General features: G+C 48.2%; 20 protein-coding genes. 14 read left to right on the forward strand and 6 right to left on the reverse strand.

Going from position 1 to position 20,526, the window contains the following annotated elements; all coding sequences use genetic code 11:
* Nucleotides 1-12 precede the first annotated feature (12 nt).
* From P5704_023810 to P5704_023835, 6 genes are all read left to right on the forward strand, one after another.
* The gene (locus tag P5704_023810) at nt 13-1,116 is read left to right on the forward strand and encodes a tellurite-like stress resistance cysteine protease StiP (protein ID WOF81829.1); all 1,104 of its coding nucleotides are present in this window, start codon (nt 13-15) and stop codon (nt 1,114-1,116) included.
* Entirely contained in the window at nt 1,109-2,038 is a 930-nt protein-coding gene (locus tag P5704_023815; protein ID WOF81830.1) for an HpcH/HpaI aldolase/citrate lyase family protein, read from the forward strand. Before P5704_023810 ends, P5704_023815 begins: the two co-directional genes overlap by 8 nt.
* Nucleotides 2,039-2,049: 11 nt before the next feature.
* Nucleotides 2,050-2,502: a hypothetical protein gene (locus tag P5704_023820; protein WOF81831.1), complete on the forward strand. Its 453-nt coding sequence runs from the start codon at nt 2,050-2,052 to the stop codon at nt 2,500-2,502.
* Between the two features lie 47 nt (nt 2,503-2,549).
* On the forward strand, nt 2,550-3,356 hold the full coding sequence (locus P5704_023825; GenBank protein WOF81832.1) for a VWA domain-containing protein: 807 nt from the start codon (nt 2,550-2,552) through the stop codon (nt 3,354-3,356).
* A 39-nt stretch (nt 3,357-3,395) separates the two neighbouring features.
* On the forward strand, nt 3,396-4,151 hold the full coding sequence (locus P5704_023830; GenBank protein ID WOF81833.1) for a VWA domain-containing protein: 756 nt from the start codon (nt 3,396-3,398) through the stop codon (nt 4,149-4,151).
* Nucleotides 4,152-4,299: 148 nt separating this feature from the next.
* Nucleotides 4,300-4,581 carry a hypothetical protein gene (locus tag P5704_023835; protein WOF81834.1) on the forward strand — a complete coding sequence of 94 codons (282 nt, stop codon included), beginning with the start codon at nt 4,300-4,302 and terminating at the stop codon, nt 4,579-4,581.
* A gap of 40 nt (nt 4,582-4,621) precedes the next feature.
* Here P5704_023835 and P5704_023840 read toward each other — a convergent pair whose 3' ends face one another.
* Nucleotides 4,622-6,280 carry a hypothetical protein gene (locus P5704_023840; protein WOF81835.1) on the reverse strand — a complete coding sequence of 553 codons (1,659 nt, stop codon included), beginning with the start codon at nt 6,278-6,280 and terminating at the stop codon, nt 4,622-4,624.
* Between the two features lie 163 nt (nt 6,281-6,443).
* On the opposite strand from P5704_023840, the gene P5704_023845 reads away from it, so the two are divergent.
* On the forward strand, nt 6,444-6,989 hold the full coding sequence (locus P5704_023845) for a hypothetical protein (GenBank protein WOF81836.1): 546 nt from the start codon (nt 6,444-6,446) through the stop codon (nt 6,987-6,989).
* A gap of 61 nt (nt 6,990-7,050) precedes the next feature.
* Here the strand turns inward: P5704_023845 and P5704_023850 are convergent, their stop codons facing one another.
* Entirely contained in the window at nt 7,051-8,277 is a 1,227-nt protein-coding gene (locus P5704_023850) for a hypothetical protein (GenBank protein ID WOF81837.1), read from the reverse strand.
* Nucleotides 8,278-8,482: 205 nt separating this feature from the next.
* Between P5704_023850 and P5704_023855 the strand changes: the two genes are divergently transcribed.
* On the forward strand, nt 8,483-8,851 hold the full coding sequence (locus tag P5704_023855) for a hypothetical protein (GenBank protein ID WOF81838.1): 369 nt from the start codon (nt 8,483-8,485) through the stop codon (nt 8,849-8,851).
* The gene (locus P5704_023860) at nt 8,848-9,450 is read left to right on the forward strand and encodes a hypothetical protein (protein WOF81839.1); all 603 of its coding nucleotides are present in this window, start codon (nt 8,848-8,850) and stop codon (nt 9,448-9,450) included. Before P5704_023855 ends, P5704_023860 begins: the two co-directional genes overlap by 4 nt.
* A gap of 473 nt (nt 9,451-9,923) precedes the next feature.
* Here P5704_023860 and tnpA read toward each other — a convergent pair whose 3' ends face one another.
* Nucleotides 9,924-10,340 (reverse strand): IS200/IS605 family transposase, encoded by a 417-nt coding sequence (gene tnpA / locus P5704_023865; protein WOF81840.1) that lies wholly within the window; start codon nt 10,338-10,340, stop codon nt 9,924-9,926.
* A gap of 21 nt (nt 10,341-10,361) precedes the next feature.
* Here tnpA and P5704_023870 point away from each other — a divergent pair, with 21 nt between their 5' ends.
* Nucleotides 10,362-11,606 (forward strand): transposase, encoded by a 1,245-nt coding sequence (locus P5704_023870; GenBank protein ID WOF81841.1) that lies wholly within the window; start codon nt 10,362-10,364, stop codon nt 11,604-11,606.
* Nucleotides 11,607-12,251: 645 nt separating this feature from the next.
* Here the strand turns inward: P5704_023870 and P5704_023875 are convergent.
* From P5704_023875 to P5704_023885, 3 genes are read right to left on the reverse strand one after another with little or no spacing between them, the layout of a single operon-like run.
* Nucleotides 12,252-13,454 carry a hypothetical protein gene (locus P5704_023875; GenBank protein ID WOF81842.1) on the reverse strand — a complete coding sequence of 401 codons (1,203 nt, stop codon included), beginning with the start codon at nt 13,452-13,454 and terminating at the stop codon, nt 12,252-12,254.
* A gap of 15 nt (nt 13,455-13,469) precedes the next feature.
* Nucleotides 13,470-15,368 carry a hypothetical protein gene (locus P5704_023880; protein ID WOF81843.1) on the reverse strand — a complete coding sequence of 633 codons (1,899 nt, stop codon included), beginning with the start codon at nt 15,366-15,368 and terminating at the stop codon, nt 13,470-13,472.
* Between the two features lie 10 nt (nt 15,369-15,378).
* Nucleotides 15,379-16,233: an SH3 domain-containing protein gene (locus P5704_023885; protein ID WOF81844.1), complete on the reverse strand. Its 855-nt coding sequence runs from the start codon at nt 16,231-16,233 to the stop codon at nt 15,379-15,381.
* 143 nt (nt 16,234-16,376) lie between these two features.
* Between P5704_023885 and iscU the strand changes: the two genes are divergently transcribed.
* From iscU to P5704_023905, 4 genes are all read left to right on the forward strand, one after another.
* A complete protein-coding gene (iscU, locus tag P5704_023890) occupies nt 16,377-16,763 on the forward strand; it encodes a Fe-S cluster assembly scaffold IscU (GenBank protein WOF81845.1) in 387 nt (128 codons plus the stop codon).
* The gene (locus P5704_023895) at nt 16,760-17,083 is read left to right on the forward strand and encodes an iron-sulfur cluster assembly accessory protein (protein WOF81846.1); all 324 of its coding nucleotides are present in this window, start codon (nt 16,760-16,762) and stop codon (nt 17,081-17,083) included. The genes iscU and P5704_023895 overlap by 4 nt, the downstream gene beginning before the upstream one ends.
* 71 nt (nt 17,084-17,154) lie before the next feature.
* Entirely contained in the window at nt 17,155-18,405 is a 1,251-nt protein-coding gene (locus P5704_023900) for a hypothetical protein (protein WOF81847.1), read from the forward strand.
* Between the two features lie 100 nt (nt 18,406-18,505).
* Nucleotides 18,506-20,515, forward strand: coding sequence for a hypothetical protein (locus tag P5704_023905; protein ID WOF81848.1), 2,010 nt, complete (start codon nt 18,506-18,508; stop codon nt 20,513-20,515).
* Nucleotides 20,516-20,526: the final 11 nt, after the last annotated feature.

Here is a 20,526-nt window from a genome sequence, read left to right on the forward strand (position 1 = left end):
GCATAATTATTGATGGACGAGCGCGCTATGTTGAGCCACTCCTTCCAAAACACGGATGTAACGGTTCTGCTTCATGAAGTTGATCCCGTATTCAGCTCCGTTGAGGAAAAAGAAAAACTGATCCAATCGGGCACCCATTACAGCCGCCTTCTATCGAAGGAAAGCGCACCAAAGGCTGCCTATCTGAAGCTGTTTGATGATCAGGTAGAGCGCTTTGGTGCCGAGCTTGCTGCTCATCTGGTGAGCCTTGCTGGCATCATTGCCTCTAAGCGCAGGAATCCGGTTTTGGTTTCGCTGGTGCGCGCAGGCACGCCTATTGGTGTCGTTCTCAAGCGTATCCTCAACGATTACGGCTACGAGGCGCCACACTTCTCGGTATCGATTGTCAGAGACCGTGGCCTGGACATGGCGGCTATCGAGCATATTCTGTCGCTTGGTCACGCTGCCGAAGATATTGTCTTCGTGGACGGCTGGACTGGAAAGGGCGTCATTCGAAATGAGTTGTCTCGATCCCTGCGTGGGGCTGACCCGCGTTTCCGCGATATCAAGGATGAGCTCTATGTGGTGGGCGACATTGCAGGCGTTGCCGACTATGCAGCTACCCGCAAGGACACCTTGATCGCCAGCTGTCTTCTCAACGCGCCTGTTTCCGGCCTGATCTCTCGCTCAGTTACGCGTGACGATGCAGGGTTATTGCAGCATGGGGCAGCATACCTGAGTGAGCTTGCTGATGTTGATCGGAGCCTGAGCTTCGTCAACCGACTTCATGTTCTGTCGCATCAAGTCATGCTTGCAGGCTCGTTGATTGAGCATGGCCATCTGGCTTTGGCACAAGCGAACTCTGCCACTGATGCGGCTGAGCTAATGAAGGCATTGCTGGTGCGTATTCGTGAGCAGTTTGGAATCACTGACAACAACATGATCAAACCTGGGATCGGGGAATCGAGTAGGGTTCTGCTGCGCAGAGTGCCAGATAGGCTGCTGGTATCCAGCCTTTCTTTGCCGTCTGTTCAGCACCTGATTGTTCTGGCCAATGAGCGCTCAATTCCTGTGCAGGTCGTGGAAGACATGCCGATCAGCGCCCTCGCAATTATTAAGGATGTAAGCCATGAGTGATATTTCATTCCGCGAGCGCCAGGCACTGTCCCTGGGCGCTACACTGTATGTGCCAGCCACTCACCCGGAGCTGCTCTCGATTACCAGTTCGCACCGCACTGCTGCGCGTTCGTTGGTGATCTGTACGGAGGACGCCATTGCTGAACAGGATCTCGAAGCAGGTCTTGAGAAAATCGAGCAGTGCCTGCCAACCTTCATGAGCCTGAGTCAGCATGGCACGCAGGTGTTCATTCGTCCTCGTAATCCGGCAGTGCTTCGGCGTTTGCTGGATATGCCTGGCATTGAAAATGCGGCAGGTTTTGTTTTGCCTAAATTCGAAACCACCAATATCAAGCAATGGGCAGGCATCATGACCAATGCCGACCCATTGCTGGGTGTCATGCCAACGCTTGAGAGTGCCGAAGTGTTCTCCATGGATGCGATGCGCAAGCTTTCCGACATGCTGATGCAAGGCTCCCTGGCCAACCGTGTCATTGCGCTTCGAATTGGTGGTAATGACCTGCTGCATTGCATGTCGATTCGCAGGCCTCGTGGCCTAACAATCTATGACACGCCCCTTGGTGCGCTGATCTCCCAACTGAGCGGCCTGTTTCGACCGCAGGGCTTTTACCTTACGGCACCGGTATTTGAGCACTTCGGCGACATCGAAGGACTCAAGCAGGAGCTTGCCCGAGACAAGGCACACGGTCTGGTTGGAAAAACAGCCATTCATCCAAGTCAAATTGCCGTAATTGAACAGGCCCTGATGCCAACCGAAATGGATATCGAGGAAGCCACTGCGATTCTGGCTGAAGATGCGCAAGCTGTTTTCAAAATGAACGACAGCATGTGTGAAGTAGCTACTCACCACAAGTGGGCGGTTCGAGTGCTGTATCTGGCTCAGCGTAAACCAATCATTCAAAACCTGCGAAGTGTCGCTTAAGGAGATTCACCATGCTGAAAAAATTCTTCCAAAATACCGTTGATGCCGCCAAGCGTTATGCGCCGTCTTCCCTGACACCTGAAAAGCGCTTTGCCAAAGCAATCATCTCGGCATCTAGCCTGCTGACCATGGCCGATGGGAAAGCCGAAGAAAGCGAAATCGAAGCGGCCAGCACGATCATCTTCGGTCATCGCAGCATCAAGCAGTTCCTGACGCCTGCTGAAGCGCAAGAGATGTACGCGATGCAGATCGAAAAGCTCCAGCAAGCGAACATCAAGGGCAAGGTTCCCTTCTCGCTGGAGGTCAATGGCCTCGTTGCTGAAATCGCTGATTCGGTCGCAGACCGGCAATGGCGTGCTGAAGTGCTTGAATCCGCCAAAATGGTAGGTGAGAGCAACGGCAATGGCCGTCTGGGTGATGATGAGCAAGCCATCCTGAAGAAGCTTCAAACCGCGCTGGCATAAATCAGGCGGGGTGGGTATCGCCCACCCCCCAACAAGGAGATGCAAACATGGCAATTAGCCTAGATAAAATCGAGCGTGAGGCACCTGAGCTACTGAGTCTGGTAAAGACCTCGAAGATCAACCTCGACAAGCATCAGCTGACCGACCACACCGCGCGGGTTGCATTAGTGCTGGATATTTCGGGATCGATGGAAGAGTTGTACCGCAGCGGCAAGGTCGATGAGCTGGTAAAGCGTGCGTTGCCGCTGGGCCTTCAGTTCGATGACGACGGCCAGATTGACGTGTTTGCTTTCGGCAGTAAAGCGTTTGACGCTGGTGAATACGGTTTGAGCAATTACAAGTCATGCGTCAAGACCATCGTCAAGGACTACGGTCTGAATCATGCGACGTATTACGAGACAGCTCTGTCGATGATCGAAAAGAAGTACAAGGGCACTAAGCTGCCGGTGTACGTGATGTTCGTCACCGATGGTGATACCGATGAGAAAGCGAAGGTTGAGCGGGTTATCCGGTCTCTTTCGAAGCAGCCAATTTTCATTCAATTTATTGGGATTGGGACGTCAATAGAGCCCGATCAGAAAGGTGGTCAGACGAGCTCGGGTAAGAAACCTGGTTTTCTCTCCCGCCTGTTTGGTGCAGGCTCAAGCAGCTCATCGAGTGGCTCTCGCAGTTTCAGCGGTGGATTTGACTTCCTGTCGTCGCTGGATGACATGGATGGGCGTGAAGTCGACAACGTCAACTTCTTTGCAATCAAACACCCGACATCCGTCACCGATGAGCGCCTGTACGAGCTTCTGATGAACGAATACCCGCAGTGGCTAAAAGCTGCTCGCGCCAAAGGTATTCTCCGCTAATCAAATGGCGCGCAGCGCCCAAAAGAAGGAAATTGCAACATGGCTATTGATCTGAACAAAGTAGAGCGTGAAGCACCTGAGCTGCTGAGCCTGGTGAAAACATCACAAATCAACCTCGACAAGCGTAAGCTGAGTAATCATCGGGCTCGTGTGGCGCTGATGCTGGATATTTCGGGTTCCATGCAGGGCCTGTATAACTCCGGCAAGGTTCATGAGCTGGTCAAGCGGGTGATGCCGCTGGGACTGCAATTTGATGACGATGGTCAGATCGATGTGTTTGCCTTCGGATCCAACGCTCAAGAAATCGGCGAATATGGATTGTCGAACTACAAAGAGTGTGTTCCTGACATTTTGCGCAAGACACGCTTCTCCGGCACTCGCTACGATAAGGCACTGGAATTGTTGCTGTCCCGTTATAAGGGTTCAACAATGCCGGTCTACGTCATGTTTGTAACTGACGGCGAAACTGAAAATAAATCAGAAAGTGAACGACTCGTTCGTGAACTTTCAAAAGAGCAAATTTTCCTTCAGTTCATTGGCCTTGGAGAAGACATTTCGCCTGAAACTCAACCAAAGAAAGCCAAGGGTTTCTTTGGCCGACTTACTGCTTCGTTTACAACTTCGTTTGAGTTCTTGTCGAAGTTGGACGATCTGAGTGGGCGTGCAGTTGATAACGCCAACTTCTTCGCGATCATGGATCCAACATCCGTCTCTGATGAGCGTCTGTATGAGCTGCTGATGAACGAGTATCCGCAATGGCTCGAAGCGGCCAAAGCTAAAGGCATTGTTCGCTAAGGTAAGTAACGAAAAAAGACCAGCATTGCTGGTCTTTTTTTTGTGTGAAAAACGGCGACAAACCCTGTCAATGGCTAATTTTGTTCTAAAAATGGACTTTTTTAACGTTTGATCTATAATCCAACGGCTTTATAGCTTGGAGATCAAGATGACCTTTGTAGACACCATACTGTGCCTGTGCCTTGCCATGCAGATTCATGGAACAGACAAGGCAGTGCGCATGACTGCTAAAAGGTGCCTGCCTGGCCTAGAGGGTGAAGACAGGAGGCTGGTTAGTCAATTCATTAACAGCAAACACCCCATGAAAACGGTTAAAGCCTTTGTTGTTAGTATTCCCGAACACATTCTGAAAATGGGTGCAGTCGAGCCTGGCATGTCACCCATCCCCTTCGCCAAGAAGACGTTGCCGCTCCCAGTGAAAGCAAATTAATTAAAGATCACTGCAATATGTAAAGTAGTGATCGATACCTTTAAATATCTATGCTCTGTGAAATAATCTTTCTTTTGATTTCTGGGGCTACGTGCGGAACCAGGATATCTGCTTTTTCTGGAAAAGCTTCAAGAAGCGTATTAAAAGCATCTTCGTTTTTTGCAAGACCGCATAGCTCGTCAAAGTCAAATGTCCTAAGCAAAGCTGTGTACATTGGTTGACTTCTCCGCCTCAACGCATATTGGAAAGCTTGCACAGCAGAGTCAGGTCTTTCTTCCATGCATACGTAACCACCCATATCTGCAATTTTTCGATATGTATCCATCGTGAAATCATTGGTAATTGATTTGGTCAGGCCAGGGAATAGCTTGAATCTTTCATTAAATTGTAATTTGTTCATATAAAGCAGATCTATAGTTAGCGGACTTGTCGCAAAAAGAACGCCTACACTAGGCAAAACATTAAAATGGTTTTTTATTTTAACTACAGAACTGACATTTGAATTAAAAGTTCCATATTCAGATGTTCTCTTTGGGTCTGGAAAATCTGCTGCAAATTGGTTGGCTATAGAGGTTAAGAACTCTATGTTATTGAATCTGCTGTTTTTGAATTCTTCGGCAAATCCAGAATCTGTTTCGTATAAATATAAGAAATCTCTGGCAGTTATCCGATCCTTTATTGTGTAATGATCTTCATTAATCTCATGCATGATCCACAAAGAATCAAACATTTTTTCGCATTTTTCTAAAAGATCATCTTTAATCTCTCCAAATGGCAGCTCGGCAAGAGCGGTTGGCCAAACTAGCGCAATTCTGTGACCAGCTGGCGCAGTAAAGCCAACGACAAGACTCTTGCTGCAAATGGCATGAAAACTGTTGTACATAATAGACTTGCTTGATAGTGAGATATTGGATAAAGATCTTTTATCAGCAAAAGTGAATTCAGGGTGCTCCTTATAATCTTTACTGTCCAGTTCTTGCGGAAGCTTGCTGCCAATTTGCAGTAATACTGGGATGGGAATCTTTCTATCTAAATTAATGGCCTGGATAACAAGTTCAGGATTAAGCAAAACCCCATTATGAAGCCTTGGTATCTCATTAGCCCCGAGCTTAATATCAACCCCAAATTCCAGGTTTTTAAGGCGCTGGAGACTGTCCAGGTTAAAACTCCTTCCGAGACCGACCTTTCTCAAAAGATCAAGAGATTTGCTAATAGCGCGATTCGATAGTTTATAACTAAATGTCTTTTCGCCGTATAATCTCGGCTTGTCGAGTTTTTCAACATCGCAGCTAATATTACTGATAATATCGATGATGAGGTTATTTCTTTTATCCTCATTATCCACAATCAACCTATCTGGCATATGCATCAATGAGACCACAGCCAAAGCGGCCTTGTTTTCCAAGTTGCTGATTGCCAAGGAAATGGTGTCATCATTTATCCCATCGAAACCGCTTGACGCTATACCTTCAAATAGCTTTAGAGAAGACTTTGGGCTTATAGAGGAATATTTGAGGCACAGGCTTTTCACCTCATCGCTTTTGGCGAGTAATGCAGAATCACCCAGTGCCTTGTAACATTCCTCCCTGGATTCCACATCCAGCAAAGGAAGTATTTCGCCCATCAGCTTGGACAGCAATACGGGATTGTCCTGTGATATGCATTCTACAAGGACATTCTTCATGTGATAACTTTTCATCGATGCGCCTTAGCTGGGAATCTATACATATTATTATTTTGCGGGATGATTGCCGTCAATTGATACCTTGCTCAATACTGCATTAAACCAAGCAATATGGCTGGAGCCAACGGAGAATTTGGGCTATTATTACCAAATACAGCTTAATTTTTGAGAAAAACCCATGAAAAATAAGTTTTCAAGCGTTATCGACAACATCATGATCGACAAGTTAGCTGACCTGAAAAATGGAAAAGAGGTTCCGTTGAGCTTCGTGGTTTTCCTAAAGGAAGGATATTGCGTGTTTGAGCCTGCGGAAATGGGGCTTGATAAAGAGGTCGCTATATTTTTCATGCGAGACATGCTGAAAACGATAGCAACAGAGGCCTATTGCATACTCTCTGATACCAATATCAGATCGCCTGAGACGATGGAAATCGTTGGCGAGCAATTTATGGCCATGACTGTTGGAAAGAATGGCGATATCTCAGCATTTACCCGTCAGTATGTTCGCCAAAATGGAAAAATAGAATTTGTTGAATCCCTCATGAAGAACAACGATATGAATTATGGCGGAAGAATGTGTGAACTCTACCAGCCGAACGAGAAAAATCTTGATGAGAAACTGAGCCCAATTATGGTTGCTGCCCATAAAGCCTTTGTTAAGGAAAATCTGAAACCATATCCAGGACGCGAGCACAATCGAGATGACGGCATGTCCATCCACTGATACTTATATCCCCGCCCTGGTGGGCGAGGGATTACACGGTATTCGTTCAGAGGGGCAGCCCTTAGAGGTCAAACGACTCTTCAGCTTGAATCTTTTTGTATAGAGGGATTCTCCTGAGATAGCTTTGTGGAAGACCTGCTTTCTCCATTTGGTTACAAATATTGCTTTTCCCTGTGCTTCTTAATGAGTTCACCTTGTTATCTATTAATTGAACAAGGGACGTGACTGCATTTTGGTAAACCTCGCCCATTTCTGATCGGGATTCGTTCTCAGCAACCATCAACGAAATTATTTCAAGCGGTATTCTTTGATAAGATGATTCATGAGCCAGAACAAGCTCGCGACATGCGTCGATCATGGTCAAACACTCAATAGCCGCTTTCTTATTGGCTTTACCCAATTCAGCCTTCGACGCTCCATTCATGGACTTACTGTCTAGCGAGCTTATGATATCCCTTATGAAATACTGTACATCATCGCCGCTCGCCTCGCCGAGGCCATAATTATGTACAAGCTCAACAAAATCAGAGACACCGAATGAACTTATTTTGGATAGTTGGAATAGATTGACTGCGTCTGCCTTGCGTCCTAAGTCATAAGCGCGCTTAATAACTACGTAAGGCATGTGCTCATGAATATTTTCTTTTGGATAAACTCGCTTACCCTTGATTAGATTAAGTATTGAGCCCAAAACAAAATCGTGTATTTCAGGGTCATCACTATTACAGATCATGTCTGTAGCCGAAGAAACAGCTGACACAGCATCATGCCGACTCGTTAACAATTTTTCAGCGAACAGCATTGATGCAGAAAAATGTTTAATCTCTATCAGGTGCTTAAGGTAAAGCGAAGCGCACTCTACAGAAAACCAATCGCTGGGCGAAAAATTTAAAAAGGCTTTATGGATGGCCTTTATATTGGTCTTTTCGGAGTCCGTTATAATGCCATCCAGCGCATCAAGACCAAGTGGCAAATTATCAAGACAGATGTTGAGAAATTTCTTATATAAATCATCTCTAGGCTTATTGGCGGGCCAGTTCGACATTGAAATAATCCCAAACGGATATCTGGAACACTTTCTAAGCATTTCAAAATTCCCGATATTTACCAGGAAATAATAAAATTCATTTATATCATTAATGGCACTCTCCGCCTTTTCAATATTTATCTTTTTCCTTCCAAACATTGCAGAGACAATATCAATCCTGTCAGAAAGGTATTGCGTTAAATCATCTGGCGACATTCCCGCATGCAGAGATTGCGCAGATCTTACTTGCCTTGTTCCCATGATGCCTTCCTAAATTCAATACATATTTAATATAACTAGCCTATACCAAGCGCTAAAGTCGCAGCAATCTTGGATGCGCTGATCCGAGGTGGATGGGCCATTTTCGAAGTACCGCCGCCCATCGGTAAGGCCTGCAATCCCTTAAGCGATTATTGACAAACGTCAATAGGCTGGTATAGTAGCCGTAACCTTTGAGGATTCCCCTATGTTCTACACCGCCTTGTTTTTCTTCTTCACTCTGATCCTGGCCGCAGGCATCGCTGCCGCCATCTGGTTTGCCGCGAAAACCGCCAAGGCTCCACTGCTGGCATTCGTGGCAATCATGGCTGTGGGTAGCGTGTTCTATTTCTCCTTCCTCGACAACTACCTTGCTCGCCGCTGGGGAGGAACCTTGGTCGTCAAACTGCCCGCTGACGCGCAGATGGTGGCCATGACGTGGAAAGAGAGCTCGCTGTGGTATCAGTACTACATTCCGTCGACCAATGAATGCGTCTTCCGCGAAGATTCTCCGATCGGCATCGTTGAGGGCGAGGTTCGCACCCCAAATTGCAATCCTGTTGGGGTAGTCAGATGAGCCAGTTCAAAAACCATGTCGGCATGGTGGTCGACAAATTCTGGAAGATAATTCCCAAGGAGCACTATGCTTTCAAAGTAAATCCCATCGTCATGCCGGTTCCTCATCAGCATTATCTGATGCTCGGCATGGAGGTGATAAAGGTTTGTGAAGAGCAGGGTTATCGCTTCGAAGACAAACTCCATAAGTCTGTTGACCGGGATGCCTGGATACGACTGCTTGGTGCCTGGGTATGCTATTCGCGCCAGAGAATCGAAAGGGAAGGGGAGATGCCTTCTCGTAATTGTATCGCGCAAGAAATGGGCCTCGATGCAGCCAGCCTGACCAACTTTTTGAACGCGAGAAGGCCCATTACAATGAATGGGCTGAAGATCCTGACGCAATTTTTAGGCGCCAAAACGTTAGACATTCGACCTGAGATGGGCGCGTCTGAGGTGTACTCTCAAGATCGAAAGATCAAGAAGAATATGCTGTCGATTCGAAGCAGCCTGCAAAGCATTCTCGATGAGATGCACAAGCTTGAGGTATCCCAGGAGAACGTATCGTTTACACACGTAATCGAGCGGCTGGAGGCTCTGAAAGAGTCTGTTGCTGCCTAGTCCCTATTATCACGCAAGCGATTCACGAAGCCGCCTTTTGGCGGCTTTTTGTTGCACAATGAGATCGTTATCTACTGCGAACTGATGAATCCCAACGACCGTGCACACCAAGTAATCAAGAGATGAGCAGGAGCGTGCGGTAGAATATGCGCCATCAAAACACTAAGGGAAGAGGGTGCATGAAAGGACTTCTACTGATCGCTTTTGTAGCTATTTCTCTTGCGTCTGGAGAATCCCAGGCAGAATCTCGGTTCGGTGCTGGACTTGTCGTGGAAGATTGCGATCAATACCGTGACCAGGATTTTATGCTGCATATTGAGTGCATACGGCGCGTGAGTGAAGCCCGAAAGGCCTACGCTGCCCAGCAAAGCCGATACCAAAATAGCCCAACGCACGGATCGATGTCTTACCAAAAGGCACCGTAAAGCCCCGTCATTCATGGCGGGGATATAAGGTGCCAATCGCGTAGCGATTCAGCTTTTTGGCAACGCCTGGCTTTCAATGTACTGTTTAATCACCGCCAGCGGTGCCCCACCACAGGACGCGGCAAAATAGCTGGGTGACCACAGCTGCCCCTGGTAGTAATGCCTGGCAATATCAGGCCGCTCGCTGCGCAAGACACGGCTGGAAGCCCCCTTAAGGCTATTGACCAACGAGGAAACGGAAATCTTGGGCGGATAGGTCACCAGCAGGTGAACGTGATCCCTCTCGCCATTAAGTTCTTCCAGCGTTGCGCCAAAGTCCTCGCAGATCTTCGCGAACAGCTCACGCAGCCGTGTAATGGCAGCCTGATCAAATACATCTCGGCGGTATTTTGTGACGAAGACCAAATGCACATGCATGTTAAAAATGCAGTGCCTACCTCGCCTGATGTCATTGACTTTATCCATAGACCTAATCATAATAATACGATGAGAAGACTGCAAGCCTTTAAATTCGAACTTTGTCCGGACGGCGCCCAGCAGCGCTTAATGCGCCAGTTTGCCGGGGCTTCTCGATATGTGTTCAATCGCGGCTTGAGCCTGCAACAAGAGCACCACAAGAGCAATGGCAAGAAGCTCTCCTATGCGGACATGTGCAAGGCATTGACCGCGTGGAAAACAGATCCTGAGACACCATGGCTAAAAGAGCCTCACTCACAGGTGCTTCAGCAGTCGCTGAAAAACCTGGAAGCGGCTTATCAGAATTTCTTCGCGCAACGGGCTCAATTTCCTCAATTCAAAAAGAAGGGTTTTTCGGACAGCTTCCGCTACCCGCAGGGCGTTAAGCTCGATCAGGCAAAAGGTCGGGTGTTTTTGCCCAAGCTCGGTTGGATGAAGTATCGCGCCAGTCGCACTGTATTGGGCGAGATCAAGAATACTACGATCAGCCTGAAGGCCGGTCGCTGGCATGTTTCATTTCAGACTGAGCGGGAAGTGGACATCGTACGCCACCCGGCTGTTACAGCAGTTGGCATTGACCTGGGGATTGTCCGCTTCGCGACCCTATGGGATGGCCAGCAGGAAAAGGTGATTGCGCCGCTGCACAGCTTTAAGCGCCATCAGGTTAGATTGGCTAAGGCGCAGCGCCAACTAAGTCATAAAGTTAAATTCAGCAGCAACTGGAAGCGAGCCAAGGCACGCGTCCAGAAGATCCACCACCAAATCGCCAATGCGCGCAACGACTTCTTGCATAAAGCCTCACACAGCATCAGCCAAAGCCACGCGCTGTTGTGTCTGGAAGACTTGCAAGTGAGCAACATGAGTCGTTCCGCCAAGGGTACGCCAGAGTCTCCGGGCCGACAGGTTCGCGCCAAAGCTGGTTTGAACAGGTCTATTCTGGATCAAGGCTTTGGTGAGTTTCGTCGCCAGTTGGAGTACAAGTCGGCCTGGTGCGGGGGTGACGCGATAGCAGTATCGCCGCAAAACACCAGTCGCACCTGCCCCTGCTGCGGCTATGTCAGTGCTGAAAATCGGCTAAGCCAGGCGGTGTTTCTGTGTGTGGCCTGCGCCCATACCGAGAATGCCGACCTGGTCGCTGCCAAGAACATCCGTGAGCGCGGATTGAACTCGCTCAAAGGCCAGGGCAATGGCCGGATCGCCTGTGAAGTGAATGGTGCAGTAAGGCCATCAGCAGCAGGAACCCATCGAAGTGAGCACTTGGCATCTGTCAAGTGACACCGTAGGGAATCCTCGGCATTTATGCCGGGGAGGATGTCAAGCGCGGGAGAAAAAGGCGGACTTCTTCGGCCCAGGTACGGCAAGAGAGTGCTTCGGTAAGCTGGGCGGGAAAACGAAAAGCATCTTTGCAGCAAAGCTGATCGCAAAATCATGCCTGGAGCTGTATCCAGGCACCATCTACTAAACAGGCTAGCGCCTACTCGGATGCCGTAACAATCTCGTCAATCTCATGGAGAACCCTGGACGCCTCGGTAAAGCATCCGACATCACCCCACACGTCAACGCGAGGCCCAAAAAGAGGCCTAAGCTTCATCACAGGGTTTCGCTCAGTATTGGCAGTGGCCTCTGGAGAGCGAAACCATTGACCTTCCCATATGTAGGCCATGCCAACAATCCCGACATCATCGTGTTCAGCTGTCGGAATACTGCCGCCCGCGTGACATATGAATAGTTTTTTCATCGAAGCCCTTCAAGGTTGTCGTGCATTCTCACCCTGATGGGTGATGAGAGTGGCCATGAGCATCCCCAAACGGGAAGCGTGATGAGTATACACGCATGATTAATCCATGCATGTCGTCGAAATTTCTTGCCGGCTATAAAAAACCCCGGCACATAGGCCGGGGTTGCTCAGTTGCACGCGATTCAGTTAATCGTGACTTTGTATTTACTGTTTACAACCAACTCAGCAAACAGGGTCTTGTCAGCATTGAATTCGTACGTTTCGCGATAGCCACCGTCCTCAATCAATGAGCGCGCAATCTTGCAATCCGAATCATCGATTGCTTTTTTTGCCTTGCTCAGCACGCCTGGATAACCAATATCCGCTTGACGACAGAACGCCGCAAAACCTTTGTCATCCTCACTCAAGCCTCGACTTTTCAGGGATTTCTCAAGAAGCTCATAGCCATCGTAGGAAATTTCGTAGCTGCTCGCCTTGGCTTTGCGAGCAAACGATTCCGCTACGACCGCAAGGCCAATCGCGCCATCATTCTTTCCGGCATTTCCACCAATCGCGAAGGCTTTGGCAAGATCACCCAGTGTCATGACAATCGCATCAAGATCTGGCATCTCTTCGAAGGCTGCCTTGCGGGTGATTGACCCAATTTTTGACCCGTCCAGATAGTGAGTCAGAATCAGCTGGATCGTTCCTTCGCCGGATGAATCACGTTCAACCACCAGGTGCGCATCTACGGTTGAGCCATATGCACCTGTTGCGTTAATGATCCAATTGCCAAGGCCTGGGATCAGATTCAACGAGTTTTCGTGAAATCTGTGTGGTTTCTCGATTAGACGCCCACTGTCGTCCAGCGGGGCATCCGCAGGCCGGATTTCATCTGAAATTTCACGCGCCGCAACGACCTCGCCGGAAACCTCTGTCACGAACGGGTCTCTCAGCGAGATACCCTTGAGCATGATGTCGAGCTTACCTTCGTCTTTATCCCCTTCAGACGAAATTTCCGCGCTGCTCGCGGTCAGGTAAATTGCTGCTTCACGCCCAATGCTGTAGTTCATGTAGGTGCGCGAAGCGTCAGAGAAAGAGTCATTGACGTTCTGGAGCGCTCCCTGATACGTGTTGGCAAAGGCTTCAATCATGCGCCTGGCATTACCATATCCCCCGTTCGAGATCAGTTTGAGCTCGGGCTTCTCGACCGTAATGGTGCTCCCAAACATGCTTGAGCCGATCTCGCCTTCCGTCATCAGGTCAGATACGCCAGCCGCTTTTTTCAGATCGCCATACAGCGCCTTTGGCTGCTCATCTGATCCGCAGCCTGTGATCGATACTGCTACCAGGGTGATAGCAAGAATGCCTGCCATGCGACCCATTTTGTTCCGTGCATTGTTCATAGGATTGTCCTTATCTTAATGGGTCGTCGACGCGGAATTCATTTCTGCCCACTTGTCCACCAAGCCTTGCGAAATTTCAGGTGTCCAAGTAGCCCAATCAACAAGTGGATCTGGGTTGCCACGCATGTATCGGGCAGCAAAGATTTTGTTGATCGAAAGGCTGTCGGTGCAAAATTCGCTTGCGCATGGCTTAACGCCATCCTCAGGCATACCCCTGAAGGCATTGATGATTACACCATCATCAAGATCCATTGAGGGTGTCAAAAGGGCAACAGGAAGAACGTACCAGCCTTCTTCGAGCTCGCGCTCGGTATAAAGCCTGGTATTGGCTGGATAAGACAGCTCATGGTATTCGCCTTCACGGTCACCAACGCTGACAAGCATTGTCAGCATTCTGGTGGCCATTGCTGGATTCATCATGTCGTGTGCAGATGGGAGCTCAGCAATGATCTCAAGCTTTTTGGCTGCAAACAGATGCTCGCTCAAGGCTTTAGATTTCATCTCTTCCTGCATGCTGTTGTAGTCACGAAGCACGCTCTCGTGGAAGATTGCCCGCTCTTGAGCCAGCTGGCGCGCATCGTGTTCAGCCTTTTGCACCCGCTGGGCATAGAAATTTCGTTTGATCGCCCATTTTTGAGGTGGGAGCGGGACGCCGCTTTCAGAAACATTCCCGTTAATGGTGATGTGATTGAAATCGGGCGTGCGCTCCTTCTGGAAAACCTTCTTAAGGTCGGTTGTCACGACCAGTGGAGTGAAACCAAGAGGGCCGTTGTAGCTTTCCTTGATTGCCTGGTGAATATTCTTAACCACTTCGAATGTGGCTTTTTCATCCAGCGCCCATTGCTCGTCAACCGTCTCGGCAACGAACGTTGCACCCGAATCGAACGGGCGCATAGCCCAATCACCGCGATTGCGATAGAAGTAGATATAGAGGCTCATCTCTGGATCATCGAGCTTGCCAGCGTCGAATACAGCCGTGGTCGCATCATGATTAATGATGGCCAAGGGGAGCTTATCCAGGCTCGGGCCGTAGCGAGTGTTCAGGATGAGGCCACTCGGATGTACGTGCAGTGCACGCGTCCAAGCTGGACGACCACTACCCGATTTACTCATCAAGTCCAGCGATTTAACAGGCCCTACCGCGTAACCATCCACACAGGCAGCGCCTTCTTGCCTAAGCGTGTAGTTCTGCGCGCCATCAGGGACTTCGGTATTGCGTAGCAACCACTTGCATCCGGTGTTATCTGTCACCTCAGCATAAAGGCCGCTCTCAAGCAATACACTGCGCCCCATGTCGCGTCGATGAACCTGCGCGATAACGGGCTTGGATTGTTCGACGTCGACCAATGGAGCTTCTTGCGATGGATTCACTTCTTCTTTTGCTACATCTTCGGCAGCAATGACAGGCACAACCACCTTTTCCGGCTCGACCGCTACAATTTCTGCCTTTTCTACAGCAGGGGTGACCGCCGTTGTTTTTTCTTCAGGGGCCTTCTGTGGCTCTGAAGTAGCCACGACTGGAGTGACCTGAGTAGCGTTCGAGGCCTCTGGTGTCTCTGATGCTTCAGGGATCACAACAGCTACAAGCTGAGCATCCCCCAAACTTTGCGAAGTGCCGCCACCTTTGGCGTATACCTCACCCTTTGCATCAACAGCTTTCCAGTTAACTGTCGCGGAAGGACATTCCTGTTTCAGGATAAATGGAATCTTGGCGAGCAAGCGCTCCAGAGACTCCTTACTCTCCCAGGCAGGTCGTTCGATGGTCATTTCCAAAGAAGGTTTGCACCAGTCGGATGATTCACCTGGAACCATGACTCGTACTTGTTCAGCCTTGGAGTAGGCCAGTTCGTGGGCCTGAGCCTGTGCAACAAAGGCACAGGTCATAGCAGTGAGAATCAGGATGCGCTTGCTCATAAGTCCTTCCTTAGATCAGTTCCCAGGTGCCATTGCCTTGCTTGCAGAAGGTGCTGTCCTCTGTTTCGCTCTTGCCGCTGGCAGTCTTGAGGCTGATCGACACCGGTCGACAGGTCGAAGTAGCCGAAACGGAAGTTGTCTTTACATCCAGGCTGTCAAGGTCAAAGCCCTTGGTGTCCGCACTGGCAACGTTGATTGTGTCGAGGTTGAACGAAGGCTGTACGCTTTTGGCAACAGCCGATTCCTTGGGGGCAACAAGATTTTTATAGACATAACCCACAGTTACGCCTTTACGAGCGACCATGATCCAGTCACCCGTGCTGCCTACCGCAGTGAATTCGGTTCCAGGCTGAAGCCCGCCGACCTTGTCAGCGCTGGTGCTGGGCGCGGCTCGAACATTGGAGCTCTTGAGTGTTACGTACGGCGCCTGAATAAGCGTCATGTTTGGAACAGCCTGGATTGAGGCCACTCGCTTGACCTCTACCGGCTTGCTGGTCTCGAAGGATTTGCCCTGCTTGATCTGGGCGGTCGCTCCGCTGTGCGCAGATTTCCATACCACTGGCTGGCTGGTGCTCGCTACGTTTTCAGCACTGAGCAGCGCTTGCTGCGTTTGCAATGCCAAGGCTTCGCGATCACGCTCATCAAGCATGCTTCCTACGCGGTTCCCCAAATAAGATCCCGCTGCGCCACCAATCAGAATGGCAAGAATACGGCCATTACCTCCACCGACTTGACTGCCAATCAGGGCACCAGCCACACCGCCTGCAACTGTGCCGAACTGCTCCTTATTGATGCCGAGCTGTTGGCAGCCAGTTGTGGCCGCGATACTGACAGCCAAGAAGCTTGCAATAAATACATTACGCATTATAAATCTCCCTGCGCTCGCGGAGTTGCGAGTTCTTGCCGATGGTAATGGCAAATTGACCATTTGTCAATAAAAAGGAGTTGTTTAGACCCATTCAGATAGTTAGACTGCCATAATAACCAACTGAAATGGTAGGAATTGACATGGCATATAGCGACAAGGTCATAGACCACTACGAAAACCCAAGGAATGTAGGAAAATTCGATAAAGAAGACCCCACTGTTGGCACGGGGATGGTGGGCGCACCCGCCTGCGGCGATGTGATGCAGTTACAAATCAAGGTTTCATCTGATGGAATAATCGAGGATGCGAAATTCAAAACCTACGGCTGCGGATCTGCCATAGCATCAAGCTCACTGGCAACTGAATGGCTCAAGGGGAAAACGCTTGAGCAAGCAACGTCAATAAGCAATACCCAGCTTGCTGAAGAGCTAGCGCTGCCACCTGTCAAAATACATTGTTCGGTATTGGCAGAAGATGCCATCAAGGCAGCCATACGCGACTTCCGTAACAAAAGGGGTGATCAATGAACATCCAGGCCACTGAGGCAGCGATACGACAGATTGAGCGAAGCGTCAAAGCTCGCAAATCAGGCATAGGAATTAAAATCGGCGTTAGAACGACCGGCTGCTCTGGCATGGCTTACACCATTGAATTTCTCGATCAAGAGGACTCGGCTGATTATGTCAATCAATTCGGATCCATTAAGATCGCCGTAAGCCCAAAACACGCACCCTACCTTGAGGGTATCGTTTTGGATTTCAAGCGAGAGGGGTTGAACGAGGGCTTTTCGTTTGACAATCCCAACGAGCGCAATCGCTGCGGCTGTGGAGAGTCCTTTACCGTATAGCCATCGCTTCTTCGCAAAGCGGATTGCCTCTGACCTGATGACATGCATATGATGGAGGGCAGGGGGATTCTATGGCTCATTCAAATGCTGGCAAACAAACAACAGTCGAAGATAATGCATTGCAGTTTCATCAGGTTCTAGATGCTGCGATGAGTGCCATGTATGGTGAATGGTCTTCATTTGACGAGATGACAAGCCTGGTCTGCGCGCATGGGTGCCAAGACAATCCAGACATCCAATCACTGCGCCTGAACGAGCAATGCCGAAGGGATCTAATAAGCTATCACGATGCATTAATTTCAATGGGCAGTGGCTATGAAAGAAGGCGTTACGCTTTTTCAATCCTTATCGCAGCCGCTGGTGAACCTTCACTTTTCCAATCAATGACAGCTTCGCTCATTGAAGCGGCGAGCATAGAGAGTCGGTTGAGTGGTTCTTTCAATGATGCCCTGCGTATCCTCCCACTAATGGTTTTGTCTCCAAACAATCAACGTTATCAAACAAGAGAGAACGAGGAAAATCAATCATTTGTATTAATGATGTATTTAATTGCCAGGAGTGTGAAAAAGACCGAAGAGTATGATTTTTTAATAAACAAGTGCACCAAAGGATTGCGCGATGGGTATTCAATTTATCTCAGCGGAGGCCTTTTTTCAAACGTAATCAATAAACTAGACAAAAGGCCTGGGAAGCAACAGGCCAAATGGATTATCGAGAATGTTACAAATTCTTTATATGACTATCTAATTGATAATGCAGGGTGCACGTTCTCCTTCCAGCCTTCAAGTTATGTTCAGAAGGCATGCGAAGCTATTCAACATGCAAACAATCGTGATGGTGATTCACAGTCAGTACATTTCAATAAGAAAGATAAGCTTGCAGAATTAATTTCAGCATCCCTGTCCGAAGAAGTTCTAAGAATTAATTTTAGCCAAGTATTAATAGGTCTAAAACGCCCTTCGATCATACCAATAGACCAGCATGACAACCAATTATCCAGGCTAGAAGAGATATTGGCGTTTATAAAGATTAACGCCAGTACCGCTGCGCACATTTCTTCTTGCAACACAGTCATGGCAGCCATGATTGTACTTCTAAGCCAGCCAAAAAAAATCATCTATTCTGATGCCGTAAAAAATCGAACCTATTCTTTTGCAATGAGCAACATTGAAAGCATAAGTCTTGATATTCTACATCAGCGCTTGCCTGACGAAGCTGGAAAAATAATTGAGGAATTCGTTTATAAGGGGAATGTGAAAAGCTCAATAAAAATAAGGCACTCAATCAAGAAGGATGCAATTAGCGCGGGGCTTGAATTATAGCTATGTAAAAGCGAGAGAAATCCGAAAATAATCATATATTTTCTGACCTATTTAGATGTGGTACAATTCGTTGCGCATGGAAAAACCAAATGGAGTGTGTATGGGCAACATTAATGAGTTTGTTGAAATGTTCAGTGAGGCAATTGACAGGAATCAACTTCAATTGCCAGACAGGTTCCACAAGGATGGGGTTTCAGAAAAAATTTGGACAAAGATACTTCCCGCAAGCTATAAATTAAAAGAATACGTAGAATCGCTATTTCAAGCAACAGGTTCAGCTAAAATAAGAAAAGCATTAAAGCACGCTAATCCTGGAACTGTACTTTCAATATTCCTTGGAAGCTTCGAGCATAGACAAATTATTTATCACGCGCTTAATAAAGATGATCCTGTAGCTCAGGAGCTTTATCTAGAGCGACACATGCAAAGGTTGTTAAACAAACTTCCTGATGGTTTTCTAGAAAAACCTGAAACAGTAGTACCTGATGAAATAAGGAATCTTTTACCATTCGTTTTTCACGATACATTTAGAGTTCTCGATTGCTTCTTTAATGAGCAACGATATAAAGAACTAAGTTATGATCTAAAAGACCTGGCAGACTTCTGTCTTAATATTTTTCTTGTTAGATCCAGTTCGTACAAATTCATAGTCAGTTATCTCGATGCTGCCCCATGGCTGAAGGCGCGCCAGACATCTTTGTACGAAGCAGCTCTTGCCGAGTCCATTAAGGAAGACGATAACCCAGCACATGTTTTTGAACATGCTGTAGATATATGGGGCTTCATGGCTTCTCACATCGAAGCTCAAGTCAAAGACCTCAATTCAATTGATGTAAAAGAAGTTCTGGAAATGGACATTCTTTTTGAGAGGTTTTATAAAGACCACTATTATTCACCATCGGCCCTGATTGCTTCCAGGATAGTGTATGACCAGGCGAAGATAAAAAGGACAACAAAAAGATTTCTATCCTTTGTGGAAAAGGTTGATGCCGTCGTACGAGATTCGACAGCAACAATCCTCAAGGAGAAGGCTGATAATCCAGCACTTGAAATCAACAGATTCAAACTGAACGATGACTCTAGAGGCATACTTGGTAAATACGTAAAGGCCATCAATGACGTTCAGTCTCTAAGGCAAGAAAAGTCCGAGCTGCTTGAAAAAGCACTGGTTAAGCGGGATGAGCTTAAATCTGAACTGTCTGACATCATAAATTCAAATAATCCTCAAGGAATGGCCAGGATTCCAGAGATCAGCGGCGAACTTCAAAATGTCGTTGCAAAGATAAATGAGTCGGCACAAGTAATTGCCGATGACATTCTGGTTCACTTCGAAATTATTGAAGAAGTCTTTGCGCAGCTGCAATCTAATCAGACTGAAAAAGTCACAGCAAATGAAACGACAGCAGTCCCGCCAATTATTGCAGAGGAACTTAAAACTCCTGCGGGAGTTAGCGAGCTATATAGTGAATTGAATATCGCCAGGCAACAGCTGGAAGCTGCACGTGATCATGAGAATGAGCTCATAGCGCTCAATGATCACCTAATGGATGAGATAGCTGAGCTTAAGAAATCAAGGCACGAAGCGAGAAAGGTGATGTATGAAGTATCTGACGTAAATGCCCAGGAGCCATCATCTGCCGGCATCTGGTTGCGCAAGCTCCTCAAAGATGAGGGTAGACTCACGCCCGAAGAGGTTCTTCAGGCCTACTGCTCAATGGCGCCCGACAGGGTAGTGCTACTTCCTTCCGCAATTAAGTCAGCACGCGAAGCTGAGAATTTTGAGCTTCCGCATCGCCTGGCTCAGATGCTGGACAGCCTTATTTTTGCCTATCTTGACAACATCCGAAGCGGAATTCCTGACTCAGAAGCCAGGGTTGTGCTTGGAAACCGTTACGCAGCCAACGAGTCCAAAACAGTCGGAAGCAATAAGCGACTTCGCTCACTCAGAGAGTTTGATTATCAAGGGCAAACCATTTTCTTCCGACAGCACGTGGGAATTGGGAGTGGTTACGGCACACAGCATGCTCTGAGGATCCACTTCAAGGTGATCGACGACAAAATTGTTATCGCCTATTGTGGTGAGCATATGGAAACGATGAGAAGCAACTAATAAGAGTGGGG

Source organism: Pseudomonas sp. FeN3W (assembly GCA_030263805.2).
In the GTDB taxonomy this organism is placed as follows: Bacteria; Pseudomonadota; Gammaproteobacteria; order Pseudomonadales; family Pseudomonadaceae; genus Stutzerimonas; species Stutzerimonas stutzeri_G.